Genomic DNA, 18,340 nt, shown 5'->3' on the forward strand with positions numbered 1-18,340 from the left:
AGGCCGGTGTCGAGCGCACCCCTGTGTCCCTATCTGGCAGCACCCTGGCGTTCGATCACACCGGGAAGAACGCATGATTGAGCCAGACTCCCCCGCGCCACTTCCGGCAGGCAATTCCCTTCCCCGCGTGCCGAAGCTCCGTCTCGTCGGCCAGGCCACGTCAGCGCCCCTCGACATTGCCCTCGACACCCCGTCGTCGGGACTTATCTGGGCGCGCCGCTACCGCACGAAGCTGCGCCTGACCGATGTCACCGTCATCGTGCTGGCCGTGGCTGTTGCACTGGTCTTCCAGTTCGGCGTGCGCGGCATTCCGGCCGTTCCCGGATCGTTCAGCGCCAACTATTGGCTGGTGTCCCTGCTGATCGTGGTGACCTGGCTCGTCGCTCTCGAGCTGTTCCATACCCGCGATTCGCGCGTAGTGGGCGTGGGAGCGCACGAGTACAAACAGGTTGTCAACGCGAGTGCCGTGACGTTCGGTATGCTCGCCATCGCCTTTCTCATTCTGCAGGTTGACATCGCGCGCCTCTTTTTCATTCTCGCGCTGCCCCTCGGCGTTATCGCTCTCGTATTCGAACGGTGGTTGTGGCGCAAATGGCTGCTGCACCAACGCACGTTCGGCCATTATCTCGCCCGGGTCATCGTGGTGGGAAACCGGGAGGACGTTGAGTATGTCGTCAGCCAGATCGACACCAAGTCCGGCGCCGCATACTACATCGTCGGGGCCGCACTCGAAGAGAGCGATGGCGCTGAGATAGCCGCTGGCGACCGTATTGTGCCGATCGTGTCCGATCTCGAACATGTCGCCGCGGCCGCATCGGCCATGGGCGTCGACACGGTCATCGTAGCCGGGCAGCCCAGCGGTGGCAGTTCCTACATTCGTAACCTCGGCTGGGACCTCGAGGGCACGTCTGCCGAGCTCGTCCTATCCAGCCGGCTGACGGACGTCGCTGGTCCCCGCATCCACTTCCGTCCCGTTGACGGCCTCCCGCTGATCCACGTCGAAATCCCCCGGTTCGAAGGGGGCCGTCATGCCCTCAAACGCACCCTGGACATCGTGACGACCGGACTCGCCATCGTGTTTCTGCTGCCCGTCCTGGCCGCTATCGCTGTGCTAATCAAGCTCGACAGCCCCGGCCCTGTGCTGTTTCGCCAGGAGCGTTGCGGCCGCAATGGCCAGACCTTCCGCATGATCAAGTTCCGTTCTATGGTGCAGACGGCAGAAGACGACCTGGCGGGCCTCCTCGACCAGAACGAGGCCGCCGGGGTGCTGTTCAAGATTCGCAATGACCCCCGCATCACCAAGATCGGCCGGGTGCTGCGCAAGTATTCGCTCGACGAGTTGCCCCAGCTCTGGAACATCTTTGTGGGTGAAATGAGTCTGGTCGGCCCCCGTCCGCCGCTTCCGGAGGAAGTACGGGGCTACGAGACCCACGTGCACCGACGCCTTTACATCAAGCCAGGTCTGACCGGCATGTGGCAGGTCAACGGACGTTCCAACCTGAGTTGGGAAGACAGCGTACGGCTCGACCTGTACTACGTCGAGAACTGGTCGCTGGCCGGCGATCTGATGATCATCTGGCGCACCTTCAAGACCGTCATTCAACCAGTAGGGGCATATTGACATGACCGCGGGGACCGAACACACTGCGCCCACCAGCCAACGACGCCTGCACATCGCAATGATCGGCACCCGCGGCGTACCCGCCACCTACGGTGGTTTCGAAACGGCCGTCGAGGAAATCGGCCGACGAATGGTCGACCGCGGCCACGACGTAACCGTGTACTGTCGCCACACAGTGGAGCCGGCACCGAAAGAATATCTCGGCATGACGCTGGTTGAGCTGCCAGCCATGCGGCACAAGATTCTCGAAACACTCAGCCACACCGGGCTCTCGGTGCTGCACGCGAGCGTGCATCACCGCCCCGATGTCGCGTTCGTCTTCAACGCCGCCAATGCACCGTTCGTCCCCCTGTTGCGCCTGCGCGGAATTCCGAGCGTGGTGCATGTGGACGGACTCGAGTGGAAGCGCGACAAGTGGGGCCCAACCGGCCGACGCTACTATCGGTGGGCCGAAGAGGTAGCTGTTCGTGAAGCGGATGCCCTCATCGCCGACGCGCAGGGAATCGTCGATTACTACCAGGATGAGTTCGAGGTGCCCACCGAGCTGATCTCCTACGGCACCAAGATTCTGCGAGACACCCCGTGCGACCGGCTCGCCGAACTCGGACTCCGACCCGGTGGCTACCACCTCGTCGTCGCGCGGTTCGAGCCGGAGAACCATGTCGATGTGATCGTCGAAGGGTACCGGGCCAGCGGCGCGTTGCTGCCGCTCGTGGTGGTCGGCTCTGCGCCCTACGCGGTCGATCACATCAATCGTATTGCCGACCTCGCCGCCAGCGATTCGCGCATCCGCATGATCGGAAGCGTGTGGGATCAGGGCCAACTCGATCAGCTGTACGCGCACGCACACACCTACCTGCACGGCCACTCGGTCGGCGGAACCAACCCCTCGCTTCTGCGGGCGATGGGCGCTGGCACCAAGGTCATCGCCTGGGATGTCGTCTTCAACCGGGAGGTGCTCAGCACCCACGGTGCCTACTTCAGCCGGGCGGAATCGCTCGGCGCCCTGATCGAAGACTCCGAGCTCAGCCCCGATAGCGCCGCCGAGGTCGGAACCGCGCTGCAGGAGCGGGCGGCGAAGTTATACAACTGGGACAGCGTCACGGCAAGCTATGAGGGCCTTGCCCGACGCGTGGCCGCCGGCTACACCACACACCGCCAAAGCAACGGCCGTGCCGAGGAGTCGACCTGGAGCCTTCCCGAGACCATGAGCCGGCAACCGTCAACCGCACCGTCCAGGGGAATCACACTATGACCAGCACTCCGGCCCCGGCCGCGCAGCCCGCGGAAAGCTATTTCGACATTGTGCGCCGGTTGTCGTGCGCCCAAAAAACCGCCACCCGCGGGGCACCGGTCTACTCGGTATACGTGAACCGACGAGTCGGCCGTTACCTCGCGGCCGGCGCCTATCAGCTAGGGCTCAGCCCCAATAACGTAACGGCGATCAGCGCCGGCTTCACTTTCTGCGCGATCGGGCTGCTCGCGATCGGCGAACCGAGTTGGCTCCTCGGTATCGCTGTCTGGCTGCTGCTAGCCGTCGGTTACGCCTTCGACTCGGCCGATGGCCAGGTCGCACGATTACGTGGAGGCGGTTCAGCCTCCGGCGAATGGCTTGACCATGTCATCGACGCCATCAAGATTTCTACGCTCCACCTGGCCGTGCTGATCACTGCGTTCACACATTTTGCCTTTAACGATCCGGCCTGGCTGCTGGTTCCGATCGGGTTTACGGTGGTGGCGGCCGTGTCTTTCTTCGCGATGATCCTGAACGATCTGCTCAAGGCCAAGCACGATCCCCTGGCCGCGCCATCGACCGCTCGCCGCACGGTGCTGCGCTCATTCCTGGGGGCGCCGACCGATTACGGCGTGCTCTGCCTCGCCTTTGTGCTGCTCGGCGCTCCCCAGCTGTTCTTCGGGGTGTACGCCGTGCTCTTTGTCGCTAATGCGCTGTATCTGGCGCTCGCTTTGACCAAGTGGTTTCGAGACATGACCGCGCTGGGAGGCGTCGGAGTGCCCCGGCCGTAGCTGGAAATCCGCTCGTATCTGGACGGAATATTCCAACGTCCCTGAACTATTCGGCGACGTACCCCCCTACTGGGGGATGTACTGCAAACTGACAATTGTGAGTTTTGATCAGCTTGATTGTAGTGTGGGCGCAACTGAACGGAGAATGCTGTGGAACCGATCGACTATTTGAGGACAATCACGAGGCGATGGCTGATCATCCTTATTGTCGGGCTGCTCGGCGGTGCGGCAGCGTGGGGCTATGCGGCCGGCCAGCCCCCGCAGTTCCAGGCCACCAATAGTGTTTTTGTTACCAGCGACCGCGGTGAGACCACCAGCGAACTCCTGCAGACCTCCACCTTCACGCAGAATCTCGTGCAGTCGTATGCGCAGCTCGCGACGACACCGACCGTTCTCGGCCCGGTGATCACCCGATTAGGGCTTGATACGACCACCCAGAACCTCGCCGCCCAGGTGTCCGCCGTCACACCGCTCAATACCGTCTTTATCAATATCACCGCCTTCAGCGGGTCGGCGGGTCAGGCCGTCGATCTGGCCGACGCTGTTTCACTGTCGCTCGCCACGACGGTCGAGAATCTGGCGCCCAAGGGCCCCGACAATTTGCCGTCGATCTCGGTGAAGACCGTGTCGCCCGCGCAACTTCCCGGTGCACCGTTTTCTCCGAATACCAAGCTCATCGTGCTGACCGGTCTGCTGCTCGGTCTGATGGTCGGCGTACTCTATGCTCTGGCCCGGGAGGTCCTCGATACCCGGGTGAGTACGCAGAAGGACCTCGACCGAGTCTCGTCGGACCCACTGCTCGGCATGGTCGGCCGTAAACGGCGCTCCGACCCCGCGGGTCTGGCCATGCGGGTAATGCCCCACAGTGCTCTGGCCGAGGCCTACCGCCGGGTGCGCGCCAATCTCGAATTCATCGACGTTGACAGCCCGCCGCACAGTGCAGTTATCACCTCCGCCGTCGCTCGCGACGGAAAATCCACGACCGCCATCAACCTTGCGTTAGCCATGGCCGAGCGCTCCGCGAAGGTGCTGCTGATCGATGCCGACCTGCGACGCCCGTCTATCGCCGAACTGTGCGATCTTGAGGGCGACGTCGGCCTTACCACAATTTTGCTCGGCGACGTCGGACCCGAAGATGCTATCGTGCGCTGGTCCGATGGGCTCGATGTACTGCCGTCCGGCGCCGTGCCACCCAATCCCGGACGACTGCTCGGTTCGGCGGCGATGAAAACGCTGATGAAACGCCTGCTCGAAGACTATGACTTCATCGTCGTCGACTCCCCTCCCCTGCTTCCGGCGACCGACGCCCTCGGATTATCCCACCTCACCGACGGTGCCATCGTTGTAGCTCGCTACAAAACGACCACCCGCCAGCAGCTCACGACCACTCTCGAGTCCCTCGAAGCGGTCAACGCCCGCATTCTCGGCATCGTGCTGAACCAAGTGCGCGAACATCGCGCCGAGGTCTATTACGGACCGCTCGCACCCGTGAAGGGAGTGTCTGCACCAATGACCGGACCGGCCAACCGGGTCACGGCCACCCGAGCACCCAAAGCCGCGTTCGATGACTCCGGCCGCCGAGACTCGGAACCGGCGCGGACCAAGTAGTGCGCGTCCTCCAGTCGTTTCCGGAGGGCCGCGCCACGACCAACCCCTACCTCGTTCAACTCGACCGAGGGCTGCGGGAACACCTACAGGTTGACGGATTCTCCTGGTGGCGGGCGTTGACGGCACCATATGATGTGTTCCATGTGCACTGGCCTGAGATTTTGTTGCAAGGGCGCACCCCGGCGCGAGCTTTGGTGCGGCGCCTGCTGTTCGCACTTCTGCTTTCGCGACTGCGTTTCCGCCACACGGCCGTAGTGCGTACGCTGCACAACCTGCGCAGCCACGAAGAGAAGTCACCGACCGAGCGGCGCTTGCTGCATGCGTTCGACCGCCAGACCACCCTGTGGATCAGGCTCAATCCATTCACTCCCCTGCCGGTGGGTGCGCTCGAACGCACGATTGCACACGGCGATTACCGCGAGTCGTATGCCGGCCGCACCTGCCCGTCGACAGTTCCCGGTCGCCTGCTCTACTTCGGCCTGATTCGCCCCTATAAGGGCATCGACACACTGATCAACTCCTTCACCGCACTAACGGATGCTACGGAATCGTCCGCAACGCTGCGAATCGTCGGTCAGCCCCACACTCCAGAGCTGGCCCGAACGCTGGGAGCTCTGGCGGCCGGAGACCCGCGCATCGAATGCAGCCTGGGCTATGCCAGCGACGAGACGCTTGCCCACGAGATCGGCGAGGCCGAGCTGGTCGTCCTCCCTTATCAGGAGATGCACAATTCCGGTGCCGCACTGTTGGCCTTGTCTCTCGGCCGCCCCGTTTTGGTGCCGCGGAACACTGTAACCGAGGCGCTAGCGAACGAGGTAGGCGGCGACTGGGTAATGACCTACCCCGATGCACTCTCGCCCCGGGCCCTCACCGATGCGCTCGCCGCCGCGCGGTTCTCGTGCCACACGGCCCGTCCCAATCTTTCGGCCCGCACTTGGGAGACCGGCGTGGCCGGGCACTTGGAGGCGTACGAGTGCGCGGTGCGCGCCGTTCGAGCGCGCTGAGCACCCACCCACCGAACAGGCCGTTCTAGCGCGCCCCGACGAACATCCAGGCGTCGGCGGCTAAGCGCCCGTCGACCGCCGGCAGATCGGCAACGATTGCCGCGCCGGTTCCAACCCGCTTCTGCAGGGCGTGCATGACCGCGTTTGCCAAGGCCGGAACCCCTGCCCCGGGGGCAACGACATCGTGGCCGTGCTCGGTGAGCCAGTCCGCGAGGCCGGTCTCCGACGTTGTGACGATATTACACCCGTGGGCCAGGCCCTCAACTATGGGCAGACCAATTTGCTCGCGCCACGTTGCCGTGGGCTGAGACGGCAGGGCGAGCACTCCCGCGCGCCGCAGGTGAGCGTGAATTTCACTTCGCGGCGGGTCGATGATGAGCTCTATCGTCGGGTCCTGCTCGGCCGCCTGACGGGCCCGGCCTTCGAGGGTCCCCTTGCCGATGATGGTCAGCCGAGCTGCAGGAATGAGAGCGGTGACGTTCGGCCAGGCCGCAAGCAATTCAGGAAAACCCTTCCGGGCCACGAGGGCTCCGAGAAAGACCACGCGCGGCTCACCAGGGCCGAAATCGACCGGGCAGGCACACGGGGCCGGCAAGGCCGGGATGACGGTGCTCGTGGTTCCGACCGATGGCCGACGCAGGGCACTGCCGTAGGTTATTCTCGCGGCATCAGTGCCGAACGCGATGCGATCGGTGTGCCGCCAGACAAACCGCGATAGGTGGCTGTTGGCGAAGCGCCGCAGTCGACCCTCCTCGCCGACGGGGCGAACCAGGGGATTTGAGTTTTCCATGGCGTAGCTGACGATCGTCGCGCGCGGGCCACCGAACAGCAACCGCACTCGCAAGCCGCTGATGGCCAGCGCACTGCCCCACACGCTCGAGAGCATGAGCGGTTCGTTGATTTCGAGCGTGATCACCTTCGACCGGGCCAGCAGCCAGGCGGCGCGCACCGGCCCGGCCTGCACAACGTTAAGCCCCTCAACCAGGGATTCGTGAAAGTCGTATCGTTTCGCTCGATAGAGAATGGTCGCCTCCGGCAACACGTGGGCACGCTCGAGATAAGCGCTGCGCAGGGTTCGGTACAACCTCGCCCTCGTGGTTACGATCCGCATCCGGCGCGGTCCCTCTCATCTTCGTTGCCTGTCATCGGATGGCTCCTTGCATGTACAAATTACTGGGGCGCCACTGCGATCAGGTCGTCAAAGGTCGCCGTCATCGGGCTCACCGTGGCCGAGCCACTGACGTAGAACGCTACCCCGATCGAACCGGCCTGCTGCAGGGCGGCCGTCGAATCCGTCGCGCTGACCTGCCACGTATCGGGAGCAGGCTCACCCAGCTTCCACGCCATCGCCTTGAGCGTGGTCGGTGCGGTGCCGGTGACCTGCACCCGCAGCTGCAGCTGATCCCCCGCCGCGTAGCTGAGGCCGGGGATGGTCAAGGACTTGAGACTCGTCGCATAACGCAGGAGCTGCACCTGCACTGCCCCGGACGCCAACAACTTGACGCGTGCCCGATAATCGTCCGTACCCACCCGACGCCCGATCGCCGTGAGGTAAACGCCGCCGCCGGTCACTGCCTGCTGTACGCCCGTTGTCACGGTCAAGTCGGTTTCAGTGGATAACACCGCGCTCAGATAGCCGTTGAGCATCCTGCCCGGCACGGCATGAAGCGTGGCCACGCCGTCACCTACTGAGTAGTTGGCCGCTGATCCGGTCGTGGTCCATGACCCGCCGAGGTCGGCTGTGCCGAAGCCGGTGCTCATGGCTCGACTGAAGGCATCCGCTGCGAAGGCCGTCGCGGGCGCTGGCGCCGGGTCGGTGACCACAACGCGCTGGGAAGCGCTCGCCGTTGCACCGGCATCGTCGGTGACCGTGAGCACGATTTCATAAGTTCCGGCCACAGCGTAGCCGTGGGTTGCCGTTGCCACAGCGGCGGATTCGGTCGCGCCGTCCCCCCAGGTCCAGGTGTAGCCCGCGATCGTACCGTCCGCGTCACTCGAGCCGACGCCGTCGACGGCGACCGCAAGATCGGTGGCCGTCGCTGTGAAGGCCGCAACCGGGGGTGCATTCTCCTCAACTGGCGGCTCAACGGCGGTGACCGTAACCGACTCAGTGGCTGCCGCGGTAGCCCCGGCATCGTCGGTCACGATCAAGGTGACCTCATATGTTCCCGATTCAGCATACGTGTGGCTCGCCTGAACGGCGGTGCCGGTGGCGCCGTCGCCGAACGTCCACGCGTAGCCTGCAATCTGTCCGTCGGAATCCGACGACGACGACGCGTCAACCTGCAGGGCCAGGCCGTCGACCGAGGAGACGAAAGCTGCCGTCGGTGGCAGATTGGCCGCGCTTCCTCCCGATCCGAGCGCGAAGTGCTGGACGATGACCGCGGCTTCCAAGGCTGTGGGATAGACCGCAACCTCATCGAGGGTGCCAGCTAGCGCCGGGCTGCTCGAGCCCCAGGTGGAGTCGCTGCCAATGCGCCAGTACCCCGAGTAGGCCTGCGCTGCCGGTTGCGGATTCGTGCCCACCAGTGCGCCATCGACGTAGAGCTGCATGCCGGCGGGAGACTGCACGGCCACCACGTGGTGACTCACGCCATCGTTGTAGGACGCGGCCGAGGTCACCAGGTTTGCTTTGCCGGTCCAGGTTCCGAAGACGAGACGCCCGTCATCCTGCAGGTAGACGTGACGGTCATAGTTGGTCGACAGCCCGGTCTGACGGTTGCCGAAGCCGATGATTTTTCCGCCCTGGGTCGTGGTCGTGTTGAACCAGGCCTCGAGCGAGTAGGTGGTCGGATTCACGAATTGCGTGTCGCTGCTGACAGTTCCGTCGTTGAAGGTCACCGCGGTACTGTTCGTCCCGGTGATCAGCGCGTCCGCACCCTTCGTGACGGCGCCGGAGTATGTTCCGGAATTGCCCAACTGACCAGCATCGAGGGCTGTCGTGCCGGCGGCTTCGCCCAGGCGCCAATACAGGTCGGGTTCGGCGCCGTACACGGCGGCACCGTAGGAATCGGCGGGCGCGGCCGGTACCGGTGAGGTGCGACCGGACGCGACGTAGTGGTCGAGCACCTGCTGGCGGCTCAGCGGCCCGCTGTACAGCGCGACCTCGTCGATATCGGCCGCAATGTACCCACTCGTCGGCTGGCTGGTCCAGCTGCTGAGTGTATCTCCACCGATTCGCCAGAACCCCTGGTAAACCTGCCCGGTCGTCACGTCGGAGCGATGCGCCGCGCGCTTGCCGTCGATGTACAGCGTCATGCCCGCCGGACTGAGGCTGGCCACAATGTGGTGCCATTGCCCATCGTTATAGCTGTCGCTCGTGTTAATGGTGCGAATCGCGCTGGGGTAGGCGCCGAACCAGATCTTGCCGCTGTTGTCCATATAAACGTGGCGGTCGTATCCGGTCGAGTTGCCGGTGTCTTTGTCGCCGAATCCGACGATTTTGCCGCCTCGGGTGGTGGTGGTTTTCACCCACGCCTCGACGCTGAAGTTGTTCGACGATCCTTCCGCCGTTGCAGTCGAGGCCAGCCCGTTTGCCGTGCCGTCGAAGCGCGAGGCGGCCTGCTCAGCGATGGCGCTCGAGACATCTCTGGTCACGCCCGACCGCACGGCCAGGTCGGCTCCGCCGGACCAGTCGAAGGCCGTTGTGCCTTCCTGCTCACCGAGCGGCCAGTAGGACCGCGGTGAGTCACCCAAAACGGATGCCGCGTAGTCACTCAGCCCCGCCCCCTCGGCTACTGTGACCGACGCCACGGCGCCGGTGCGACTGTTGCCGAATGGGTCGGTCACGCGGATGCGATAGTCGTAGCTTTGTCCCGGCGTCAGCCCAGCGTCACTCCAACTGAGCATCGGCCGGTTCCAATCGGTAGAGTCGGCCAGGATTGTCGCGACGCTCGCACCGTCCCTGAGCACCTCGTAGCTGAGATTTTCGTTGTCACGGTCGTAGGCACTCATCCAGCTCAGCCGGGTTCCCCCCGGCACAAAGGACGCGACGGACGGCACGAAGTCTGCGGCCACAAAGGAGGTATTTGTGACCCGCGGGCCTTCCTTATTTGGGGCGATGGTGCGAGCCGCGAACCGCGCCAGCCCCTGCTGCCCCTTGTTGTTGACGATCGTGAACTCGCCGCCGTAGAGCAGATAGTCCTCATTCGCGGCAATGTTCCACGGTCCCTGACCCTGGCCGGTGTACGTGCCGGAATTTATATCGGGGTAGAAGGTCAGCAGGTCAGGCCGGGGGGTTCCCTCAAAGTTGTAATACGAACCGCCCGTGCGGTTTCTGGTGATGATTCCTTTCGCCTCCGACGTGAACGTCAGGGTGCGGTGGAAGGTCCATGGGTCGGTCTGTGGCGGGCCGGCAATGTTGCCACAAAAGTGAGCGTGCGAAGTGGTGTAGACGACGTCGCCGACTGGCACTGCGGAGTAGGTATCGCCGTGGCAGTCCTCGACCCAGATCAGTGCACCCTCGTCCCAGCTGGCGCGAAAAGCACCCTCGAGAGTTCCGCCGGTTCCGAAAACATAGCCGGTTCCGATGACGCCCTGTTCCGACGAGGTCAGGCTCAGGATGGCGGCGTCTTTGCCTCCGTTGCGAATGATCGAGTTGATCTTCCACGGCAGGGATGCGCCGGTGGCGGCATCCGTTGCAGCCATGCCGTAGCCGGGGTTGGAGCTGCCGTTGTACGAGGTGAACGCGCCGCCGATGATGACTCTGCCCCCGTCAGGGGAGATGGTCAGTGCGTTGACCCCGCCGCCCGCAGGTTCACCGGTCCAGGTGCCGAGGGCGCCGTTGGACGCAGCGAATGAAGCCGTCATGGTGCGAGCCTGTCCGCCGGCGGTGGAAAAGGTTCCTCCGGCATAGACCGTGTTGCCGAAGATTCCCAGCGCCTTCACGGAGGCGTTCACGACCGGCTTCCAGGTGGAGACTAGGGCGCCCGTACCCGTGTCAAAGGCCGCCAGGCGGTACCGAGTGTCCGAACCGACCTTGGTGAAAGACCCGCCGGCGTAGACCCGGGTACCGTCGGCCGAGGCGACCAGAGCACGAACGGCTCCGTTGAGGTTGGGGTTGAACGCGGACATGAGTTGTCCGGTGGTGAGGTTGTAGGCGAGCAGGTTGTTGCGCACCTCCTCGTTGACACCGCGGGCCGAGCCGGCCGGGCGGGCGCGGGTGAATTCCCCTCCCACGTACACCGTGTTCCCCACGATCAGCTGAGTCCAGACGACACCGTTGATCTGTGTCGTCGGCAGCGAATCCGCGGCGACCGTGACCGGAGTGCTGACATCGACCGGCGCGGAATCCGCCAGCGCCACGGCTGGGGCGCTCAGCACTCCGGCGATCACGGCGACCGCCGTCGCCAGAGCGAGCCAGCCTGCCCGTGCCAATTTGGCCAGGCGCGGGGTTCCGCTGGGTGTTGGAGCGACAAGACTGCGCGAAGCGACGAGCAGAGGAACAGCCACCAGAAGGCCTCACTTAGGGTTTGGACCGTAGCCTTCGAGTAGCCACCGCACTAGTTCGCAGTATATTGAGTCTTTGTCAGTTATCAATGCCCCCCATACGGGGTATTGGTGCTGGGCTAGCGCTTGTACTCGTGATAAATCGACCCCACGGAGCCGCTCAGCATGCCGGCACCGCGGGCGGCGGTGCGCAGTCCCCGGGCCCGATGGGGCAATTGTCCGATGATCAATCCGGTCAGGTAGCGGGCGAGGCCGCCCAGTACCCGTGCGGTGCCGCGGGCGACCATTGTGGCTCGCACGAGCATCCGCTCGCCGTGCGCAGTATCGTCGAGGTTGATTCGACTCCAGGTATTTCCCATGCGGAAAGCGCGCTGCAGCACCCATTCTCGAGTGAGTCGGCTGGCCGGGACCACGTCGATGACGATGGCCTCGTCGCACCAGATCATTTGCCCACCGAGGCGATGCAGCTGCCGGGTGAACAGCGAATCCGAACCACCGGAGATGCCGAACCGTTCGTCAAAGTTCAGGCCGAGGCGGCGCACCTGAACGAGATCAAGGAGGAGGTTGTTGGTGGCGGCGAGCGAAACCGGCGTCCCCGTGGCGAATCGGCGACGTTCAAAGAAGCCGCCAGCCCGAATCCACGGTTCGGGTTCCGTGGCGTATCGCGAGAGCACCGGACCGACAACGGCGGCCGGTCGAAAAGTCGCGTAGGTGTCGAGAAGCTGCATGAGCCACTGGGCAGTAGGCCGCTCATCATCGTCGATGAAGATCAGCACGTGGGCATGATCTGCTTCCGTCAAGGCCCGATTGCGACCGGCCGCAATCCCAGGAATCGGTTCATGCACGTACCGCACTGGAACGAAGCTACTCGACGCGGCGACCGCAGCCACCTGGTCACGTGCACCGCCGTGCGGATCGTTGTCCACGACGAGAATCTCGATCGACCGAGAGACTGTGGCGGCCTGGCCAAGGAGCTCTGGCAGCAACTCCGCCAGGTCATGGGCGCGACAATAGGTGAGGACCGCGATCACGACGCTGGCCTCACCACGCGGATATTCGTTGGTCACGACTCCCCCTCTTTGGCATTGCTCCATCACAAATTCTGCACAAGCAGCGGCGCTGCTGACATCCGGTCAGCCACGCTGATCGGCCGCTGCCGGAATCGGTCAATTTGCGTGCGTAGCGACGAAATCGTCGAAGATCGTCGTGACCGGAGTCACAGTAGCCGTTGACCCGAGGTAGAGGGCCAGTCCGACAGAGCCAGGCGCCTGCATGGCGGGTGTGGCATCCGTCGTGCTGAGCTGCCAGGCCGCCGGCTCAGTGCCACCGGCGCTCCAGACCTTAGCCCGGATGGTCGTCGGCACGGTGCCGAAAACCTGCAGCCGGACGCGAAGCTGGGTTCCTGTCGTGTAGGTCAGCCCGGCGATGTTTTGCACCATCAAAGTTGTCGCACCGTGCATGAGTTGCAGCTGTACGACACCCGTGGCCAGGAACTTGACCCTGGCCCGGTAATCATCGGTGCCGACTCGCCGGCCGATGACCGACGCATACGCTCCCGAGCCAGTGGCCGCCTGCTGAAGTGCTAACGTCACACTCACGTCACTGTCAGCCGCGGACACACCCGACAGATATCCGTTGACTGTGGCCCCGGCCGCGGCTTTGAACCACCCGGCACCGTCGCTGACCGAGTAATTCACCGACGATCCGGTCGTGGTCCACGCGCCTCCGCTATCGGCCGTGCCGAGCCCGCTGCTCAAGACGCGGGAAAACGTGTCGGTTGCCATGGGGAGATTGGGATCAGCGGCCGGCACGAGCACGTTCTGCGACGTCCCGGCCGTTGCGGCAGAATTATCGGTAACCGTGAGGGAGACGGGATAACTGCCGGCGGCGGTGTAGCTGTGCGTGGCTGTCTTGCCGGTCGAATTTGTCCCGTCACCCCACGACCAGGCGTAGCCAGCAACGGTGCCATCAGCATCCGTCGAAGCGGATGCGTCCACCGAAACGGCGAATGGTGACGTCTGGTAGCTAAAAGCCGCGGTCGGCGGCACATTGGCCTGAGGACCGGCGCTGCCTATAAAGTAGTGGTTCGCGATGGATTCCGCCCCGAGCGCGTTTGGATACACGGCGACGTCATCGATGTCAGCGGCGATATAGTCGCTCAGGGGCCGGCTGGTCCAGCCACTCAGATTGTCGCCGCCGATGCGCCAGTAGCCTTGAATCGGGGCCGCGGAGGTCGTGTCGGTGCGTTGGACGGCGAGTACTCCGTCAATGTACAGCGACATACCGTTTGCGCCGACAGTGGCAACGACGTGGTGCCACTGTCCATCATTGTAGGACCCCGTCGTATTGATCGTGCGGAGAACACCCGGCTTGACTCCGAACCAGATTCGGCCGGCATTGTCCATATAAACGTGACGGTCGTAGGCAGTGGAGTTGGCGGTGGTGCTGTTGCCGAGGCCGATAATTTTTCCGCCACGCTTGGTCGTGGTCTTGACCCAGGACTCGACGCTGAAGGCGCCGCGCGGTGTTTCAAACGCGCTGGACGCGGCGAACCCGGTCGTGGTGCCGCTGAACCGCGAAGCAGAGCCGCTGTCACCGGTGAGGGCACCCGCGACGTCCCTGGTCACGCCAGAGGCGGTTTGTGCATTGGCGGCGGCGACCCAGTCGAAGGCCGTCGTTCCGCTGGCTTCGCCGAGCGGCCAGTAGGACGTCGGCGAGTCTGCACGAACCGCCAACGCGTATGCGCTGTAGCTCCCGACACTTGCGACGTTAACGGATGCCGGACTTCCGGTCTTCACGTTGCCAAATGGATCGCTCACCCTGACTTGATAGGAATACATTTGACCGGGGGTCAGCCCGCTGTCCGTCCAACCCATGCTGGGTCGGGACCAGTCGACGGACAGGCCCGATACGGTACCGACCGACACTCCATCACGCAGAACTTCGTATTTGAGTCGCTCGTTGTCACGATCGTAGGCCGACTTCCAGCCAATGCGCACCGTGCCGTTCGAGAGCGATTGCAGGTCAGGAACGAAAGCAGACGCCACGAAGGCTGCGTTAGCCACGCGGGGCCCTTCCTTATGGGTTGCGGTCGTGGAGCTGGCGAATCGAGCCAGCCCCTGCTGCCCCTTGTTGTTGACGTTGGTGAACTCGCCGGCGTACAGCAGGTATTGACCGTTGGTCACGACGTTCCAGGGCCCCTGCCCTTGCCCGGTATAGATGCCCGTGTTGATGTCCGGGTAGAAGCTCAACAGGCTCGGGCGAGGTTTGCCGACGAAGTTGTCGTAGTTGCCCACGGCGTTCGGCGTAATGAATCCGGTGGTAGCCATCGTGAACGACAGGGTTCGGTGGTAGGAGCGCGGCGCCGTCTCGACCGGTCCGCCGATATTGCCGCAGTAGTGGGCGTGACCGGTGGTGTATACGACGTTCTGGGTCGGGGCCGCGGAGTAGGTGTCTCCGTGGCAGTCTTCCATCCAGATGATTGAACCGTCCGACCAGCTGGCGCGGAAGGTGCCCTCGAAGTTGGCGCCAGCGCCGTAGTCGTATCCCGTGCCGAAGACACCATCGAGCGAGGAGGTCAGGCTTGTGATTCCGCCGTTGATTCCGCCGTTGCGGAGCAGCGAGTTGACCGCCCAGGGCAGGGATGCACCGGTGACGGCGTCGACGGCCGCCATCCCGTAGCCGGGGGTGCTGGCGCCGTTGTACGAGGTGAAGGCGCCGCCGATAATGACTTTGGCACCATCGGGCGAGACGGTGAGGGCGTTGACGGCACCGCCACTCGGGGTTCCTGACCAGGCCTTCAACGCACCGTTGGAGGCGTCAAACGACGCAATTTGGGGGCGCGGCTGACCACCGGCAGTACTAAAGCTCCCACCAGCAAACAACGTGCCACCCGAAAATCCGAGCGCTTTGACCTGCGCGTTCAGGACTGGAGCAAACGACGCGACGAGCGCGCCCGTGCCGGTGTCAAAGGCCGCCAGGCGGTACCGATTCGCTCCGCTCACGGAGGTGAACGAGCCGCCGGCATAGATTCTGCTGCCATCAGCAGAGGCGACGAGTGCTCGAACTGCACCGTTGGGGTTGGGGCTGAACGTCGGGATCAACACACCGGTCGTCAGGTTGTAGGCGAGCAGATTGGTGCGCACCACCTCATTCACACCGACGCCGGAACCAGCCGGGCGGGCTCTGGTGAATTCGCCCCCCACATAGACGGTATTGCCAACAATCAACTGGGCCCACACCACACCGTTGATCTGAGCGGTGGGAAGGGAATCCGCGGCCATCGTCACCGGCGTGGCTGGATCGGTAGGAGCTGTGTCGGCTACGGCCTGGAGTGGAACCGTGATGGCGGCGGCGACTACCGCGAGAGCGGTCATCAACCCGAACGCACCGGCGCGTGCTGACCGATTATGAAACGAAGTCAGGCGTGCGCGGTTCAGTCGAGACGCGTAGAGAGATCCCACGGTGCTTCCTTACTCGGAGGAGGAGCGAGGCCGTCGGGTGGCCGTCGCATTCAACGGAGTCTAGTGAGGTTTTCTCATTATAGAATACCCTCTATGGGGGGGCAGTCACGTGCAAGGCCTGGTCAGCGTGGCGCCGCACCCTCAAAGAGCACGATCGGCACGCCGGCCGAGTAGTCGACGGCGATCTGCACTTCGTCTCGCTCATCAGCGGGGACAGTGAAAACGAACACGCCCTGCGCGGTCGCGCCAACGGCGACCTCATCGGGAAATGGGACTCCGCCCGGCGCGGCAAGTTCGGTGGCCGGCGACTGAACAGCCCCAAAAAAGAAGTTGACGACGGTTGACGTCAACGAGACGGGCGCCGCAGTGTCGTTGCGAACGGAAACGGCGAACCGGAGCGACGGACCGGCAATCTCGCCCGGTCCCCGCGCCACACCCTCGACCGCCTCGAGTTCGCTGATACGGAACACGACCCCGGGCACGGCCACGGCGGGGTCCGTCAGTGGAACCGGTTCCTGAACCTGTGGTGGAGCGACCTCGCTCGATGGAACGCCGACTCCAGCGTTCGGGTCAGGGATAATTGGCACAGGCGGCGCCGGTTCGGCCGACCCGGGGCTGGGCGACGGGGACGGCGAACGGCCGGGCGACCGGGTGGGAGTCGGGGACGGGCTCGTCACGGACTGCGTCGCGGCGACATCGGCCGAACCGGCACGCTGCGACGCCCAAACGTTTGTCACGAGCAGGATAACCACGAGCAGGACCAAGAGTCCAGCCCCGGCAATCCACCATAGCCGACGCCTTCCTCCCGCGGTGTCGAGGCCGGTATCGGCGGAATGGTGCACGGCCATGATCAAACTCCAGGCTGAGGACCCGCTCAAAAATGAATCGGGTGAGAACGTCGTTGAGTTATTAATACACGCGTGGGGTTTTCTTTCCAAGGGGGCACCTGAGCCCACTTTGGGGGTACACGCCCACACTGTACAGTGTGTGAAAAGCTGCCGACCACTGATGAGGCCAACACATGCGCATCGCAATCTTGCACGGGAACAATGACGTCTACGGTGCCTCTCGTGTGCTCATTCAGGAAATTTCCTGTCTCCTCAGCCTCGGCCACACCGTGGCCGTCATCGTGCCCAACCCCGGACCACTGGCAGAAGAGCTGGCTCAGTCCGGCCTCTCTGCAACCGTCATCGTTGACCCAGGGCTGTCGGTCCTGAGGCTCAGCAAAATCTCAGACCTACTGCATCCAATTCGTCTTCGGCCAGAAATTACCGATGCTGACGTCGTGGTCTTGTGGACGCTCGCCCTCGCCGCATACATTCCGCTCCTGCGCCTAAAACGCAAGAGTTTTTACCTGTCGGTGCACGAACTTCTCCCCAACCGCTTGGGAAACCTCTTGGTTCGGGCGCTCCTGGCCCCCGGCCGCTTTCCGATCTGCGCCTGCAGCGAAGCCACGGCAGCGTGGCTGGAGCGCAACGGGGTCTCCCGCACGCGGTTGACCGTGACGTCGCCCGTGTTCGACCCGGTCCTGATGGTCAGCGCACCGACGCTCCACGACCCGTTCACCCTCGCCGTCATCGGCCGCGTCAATGGTCGCCGGGGACACCTCGAGGTGGCTCACGCGCTCCAATCCCTGTGGCCGGTAACGAGCTCCCATCTTCCGGCGACCGGCTTTTCCTGGCGACTGCTTCTGTTCGGTGCGCCATTCCCCGGCCAGGAGTCCGCTCTCGCCGCGGTGTTGCACCTGATCGAGGGCGATCCACGTATCGAATACCGCGGGGAGACAAAATCCGTGGAAGCCATCGCCAGCGAGATCGATGCTGTTGCCTGCTTTCCCTCCCTGCCCGAGTCGTTTGGTCTCGTACCCGTTGAAGCATGGCGGGCGGGGGTTCGGGCTGCGGGATTCGCCGACGGAGGGGCCGGCGAGGTGTTGCCCCTCGTCGGCGGTATCGGCGTGGCACGCACCGGTGCACCCCTCGCTGATATTTCGTCGGCACTCCGCACTCTGGAGCGGTCCATCCGAGCACGGGAAGCCTTGCCCGAACCGTCGACGGTCAACCCGCATTTTACGGAGGAACGCCGACTGAGGGCGCTGACCCAGGTTCTCAGCCGGGCCATTGCCAAGCCAGCCCGCGGCGCTGTCCGCTAGCGCTAATCCTGCCCGGCTAATC

At 64.0% G+C, this 18,340-nt stretch carries 11 protein-coding genes; 6 read left to right on the forward strand and 5 right to left on the reverse strand.

All coding sequences use genetic code 11. From position 1 onward, the window contains the following. The first annotated feature begins 73 nt into the window (after positions 1-73). The 5 genes from CXY71_RS13370 to CXY71_RS13390 all read left to right on the forward strand — a co-directional run bounded on the left by CXY71_RS13370 (position 74) and on the right by CXY71_RS13390 (position 6,258). Positions 74-1,621 (forward strand): sugar transferase, encoded by a 1,548-nt coding sequence (locus tag CXY71_RS13370; protein WP_104136186.1) that lies wholly within the window; start codon positions 74-76, stop codon positions 1,619-1,621. A gap of 1 nt (position 1,622) precedes the next feature. Continuing rightward, positions 1,623-2,876: a DUF1972 domain-containing protein gene (locus CXY71_RS13375; RefSeq protein WP_233204632.1), complete on the forward strand. Its 1,254-nt coding sequence runs from the start codon at positions 1,623-1,625 to the stop codon at positions 2,874-2,876. Beyond that, a complete protein-coding gene (locus CXY71_RS13380; protein WP_104136188.1) occupies positions 2,873-3,646 on the forward strand; it encodes a CDP-alcohol phosphatidyltransferase family protein in 774 nt (257 codons plus the stop codon). Before CXY71_RS13375 ends, CXY71_RS13380 begins: the two co-directional genes overlap by 4 nt. A 150-nt stretch (positions 3,647-3,796) precedes the next feature. Continuing rightward, positions 3,797-5,254 carry a polysaccharide biosynthesis tyrosine autokinase gene (locus tag CXY71_RS13385; protein ID WP_104136190.1) on the forward strand — a complete coding sequence of 486 codons (1,458 nt, stop codon included), beginning with the start codon at positions 3,797-3,799 and terminating at the stop codon, positions 5,252-5,254. After that, positions 5,254-6,258 carry a hypothetical protein gene (locus CXY71_RS13390; RefSeq protein WP_104136193.1) on the forward strand — a complete coding sequence of 335 codons (1,005 nt, stop codon included), beginning with the start codon at positions 5,254-5,256 and terminating at the stop codon, positions 6,256-6,258. The genes CXY71_RS13385 and CXY71_RS13390 overlap by 1 nt, the downstream gene beginning before the upstream one ends. A 25-nt stretch (positions 6,259-6,283) precedes the next feature. On the opposite strand, the gene CXY71_RS13395 is transcribed toward CXY71_RS13390, so the two are convergent. From CXY71_RS13395 to CXY71_RS13415, 5 genes are all read right to left on the reverse strand, one after another. Further along, positions 6,284-7,369, reverse strand: coding sequence for a glycosyltransferase (locus tag CXY71_RS13395; protein ID WP_104136196.1), 1,086 nt, complete (start codon positions 7,367-7,369; stop codon positions 6,284-6,286). Positions 7,370-7,428: 59 nt separating this feature from the next. Then, the gene (locus CXY71_RS13400) at positions 7,429-11,709 is read right to left on the reverse strand and encodes a LamG-like jellyroll fold domain-containing protein (RefSeq protein ID WP_233204633.1); all 4,281 of its coding nucleotides are present in this window, start codon (positions 11,707-11,709) and stop codon (positions 7,429-7,431) included. A 116-nt stretch (positions 11,710-11,825) separates the two neighbouring features. Then, positions 11,826-12,773, reverse strand: coding sequence for a glycosyltransferase family 2 protein (locus tag CXY71_RS13405; protein ID WP_233198299.1), 948 nt, complete (start codon positions 12,771-12,773; stop codon positions 11,826-11,828). Positions 12,774-12,872: 99 nt separating this feature from the next. Then, positions 12,873-16,169 carry a LamG-like jellyroll fold domain-containing protein gene (locus tag CXY71_RS13410; protein ID WP_233204634.1) on the reverse strand — a complete coding sequence of 1,099 codons (3,297 nt, stop codon included), beginning with the start codon at positions 16,167-16,169 and terminating at the stop codon, positions 12,873-12,875. A gap of 122 nt (positions 16,170-16,291) precedes the next feature. Further along, positions 16,292-17,017 (reverse strand): hypothetical protein, encoded by a 726-nt coding sequence (locus CXY71_RS13415; protein WP_104136202.1) that lies wholly within the window; start codon positions 17,015-17,017, stop codon positions 16,292-16,294. A 173-nt stretch (positions 17,018-17,190) separates the two neighbouring features. On the opposite strand from CXY71_RS13415, the gene CXY71_RS13420 reads away from it, so the two are divergent. After that, entirely contained in the window at positions 17,191-18,318 is a 1,128-nt protein-coding gene (locus CXY71_RS13420) for a glycosyltransferase family 4 protein (RefSeq protein ID WP_104136205.1), read from the forward strand. The last annotated feature ends 22 nt before the right edge of the window (positions 18,319-18,340 follow it).

The sequence above is a fragment of the Cryobacterium sp. Y62 genome (assembly GCF_002929785.1).
GTDB lineage: Bacteria > Actinomycetota > Actinomycetes > Actinomycetales > Microbacteriaceae > Cryobacterium.

Excerpts from the sequence above, each read along its gene's own strand:
- CXY71_RS13420 (WP_104136205.1), top strand. The coding sequence starts at position 17,191 with ATGCGCATCGCAATCTTGCACGGGAACAATGACGTCTACGGTGCCTCT.
- CXY71_RS13375 (WP_233204632.1), top strand. The coding sequence starts at position 1,623 with ATGACCGCGGGGACCGAACACACTGCGCCCACCAGCCAACGACGCCTG.
- CXY71_RS13415 (WP_104136202.1), bottom strand. The coding sequence starts at position 17,017 with ATGGCCGTGCACCATTCCGCCGATACCGGCCTCGACACCGCGGGAGGA.
- CXY71_RS13370 (WP_104136186.1), top strand. The coding sequence starts at position 74 with ATGATTGAGCCAGACTCCCCCGCGCCACTTCCGGCAGGCAATTCCCTT.
- CXY71_RS13380 (WP_104136188.1), top strand. The coding sequence starts at position 2,873 with ATGACCAGCACTCCGGCCCCGGCCGCGCAGCCCGCGGAAAGCTATTTC.
- CXY71_RS13395 (WP_104136196.1), bottom strand. The coding sequence starts at position 7,369 with ATGCGGATCGTAACCACGAGGGCGAGGTTGTACCGAACCCTGCGCAGC.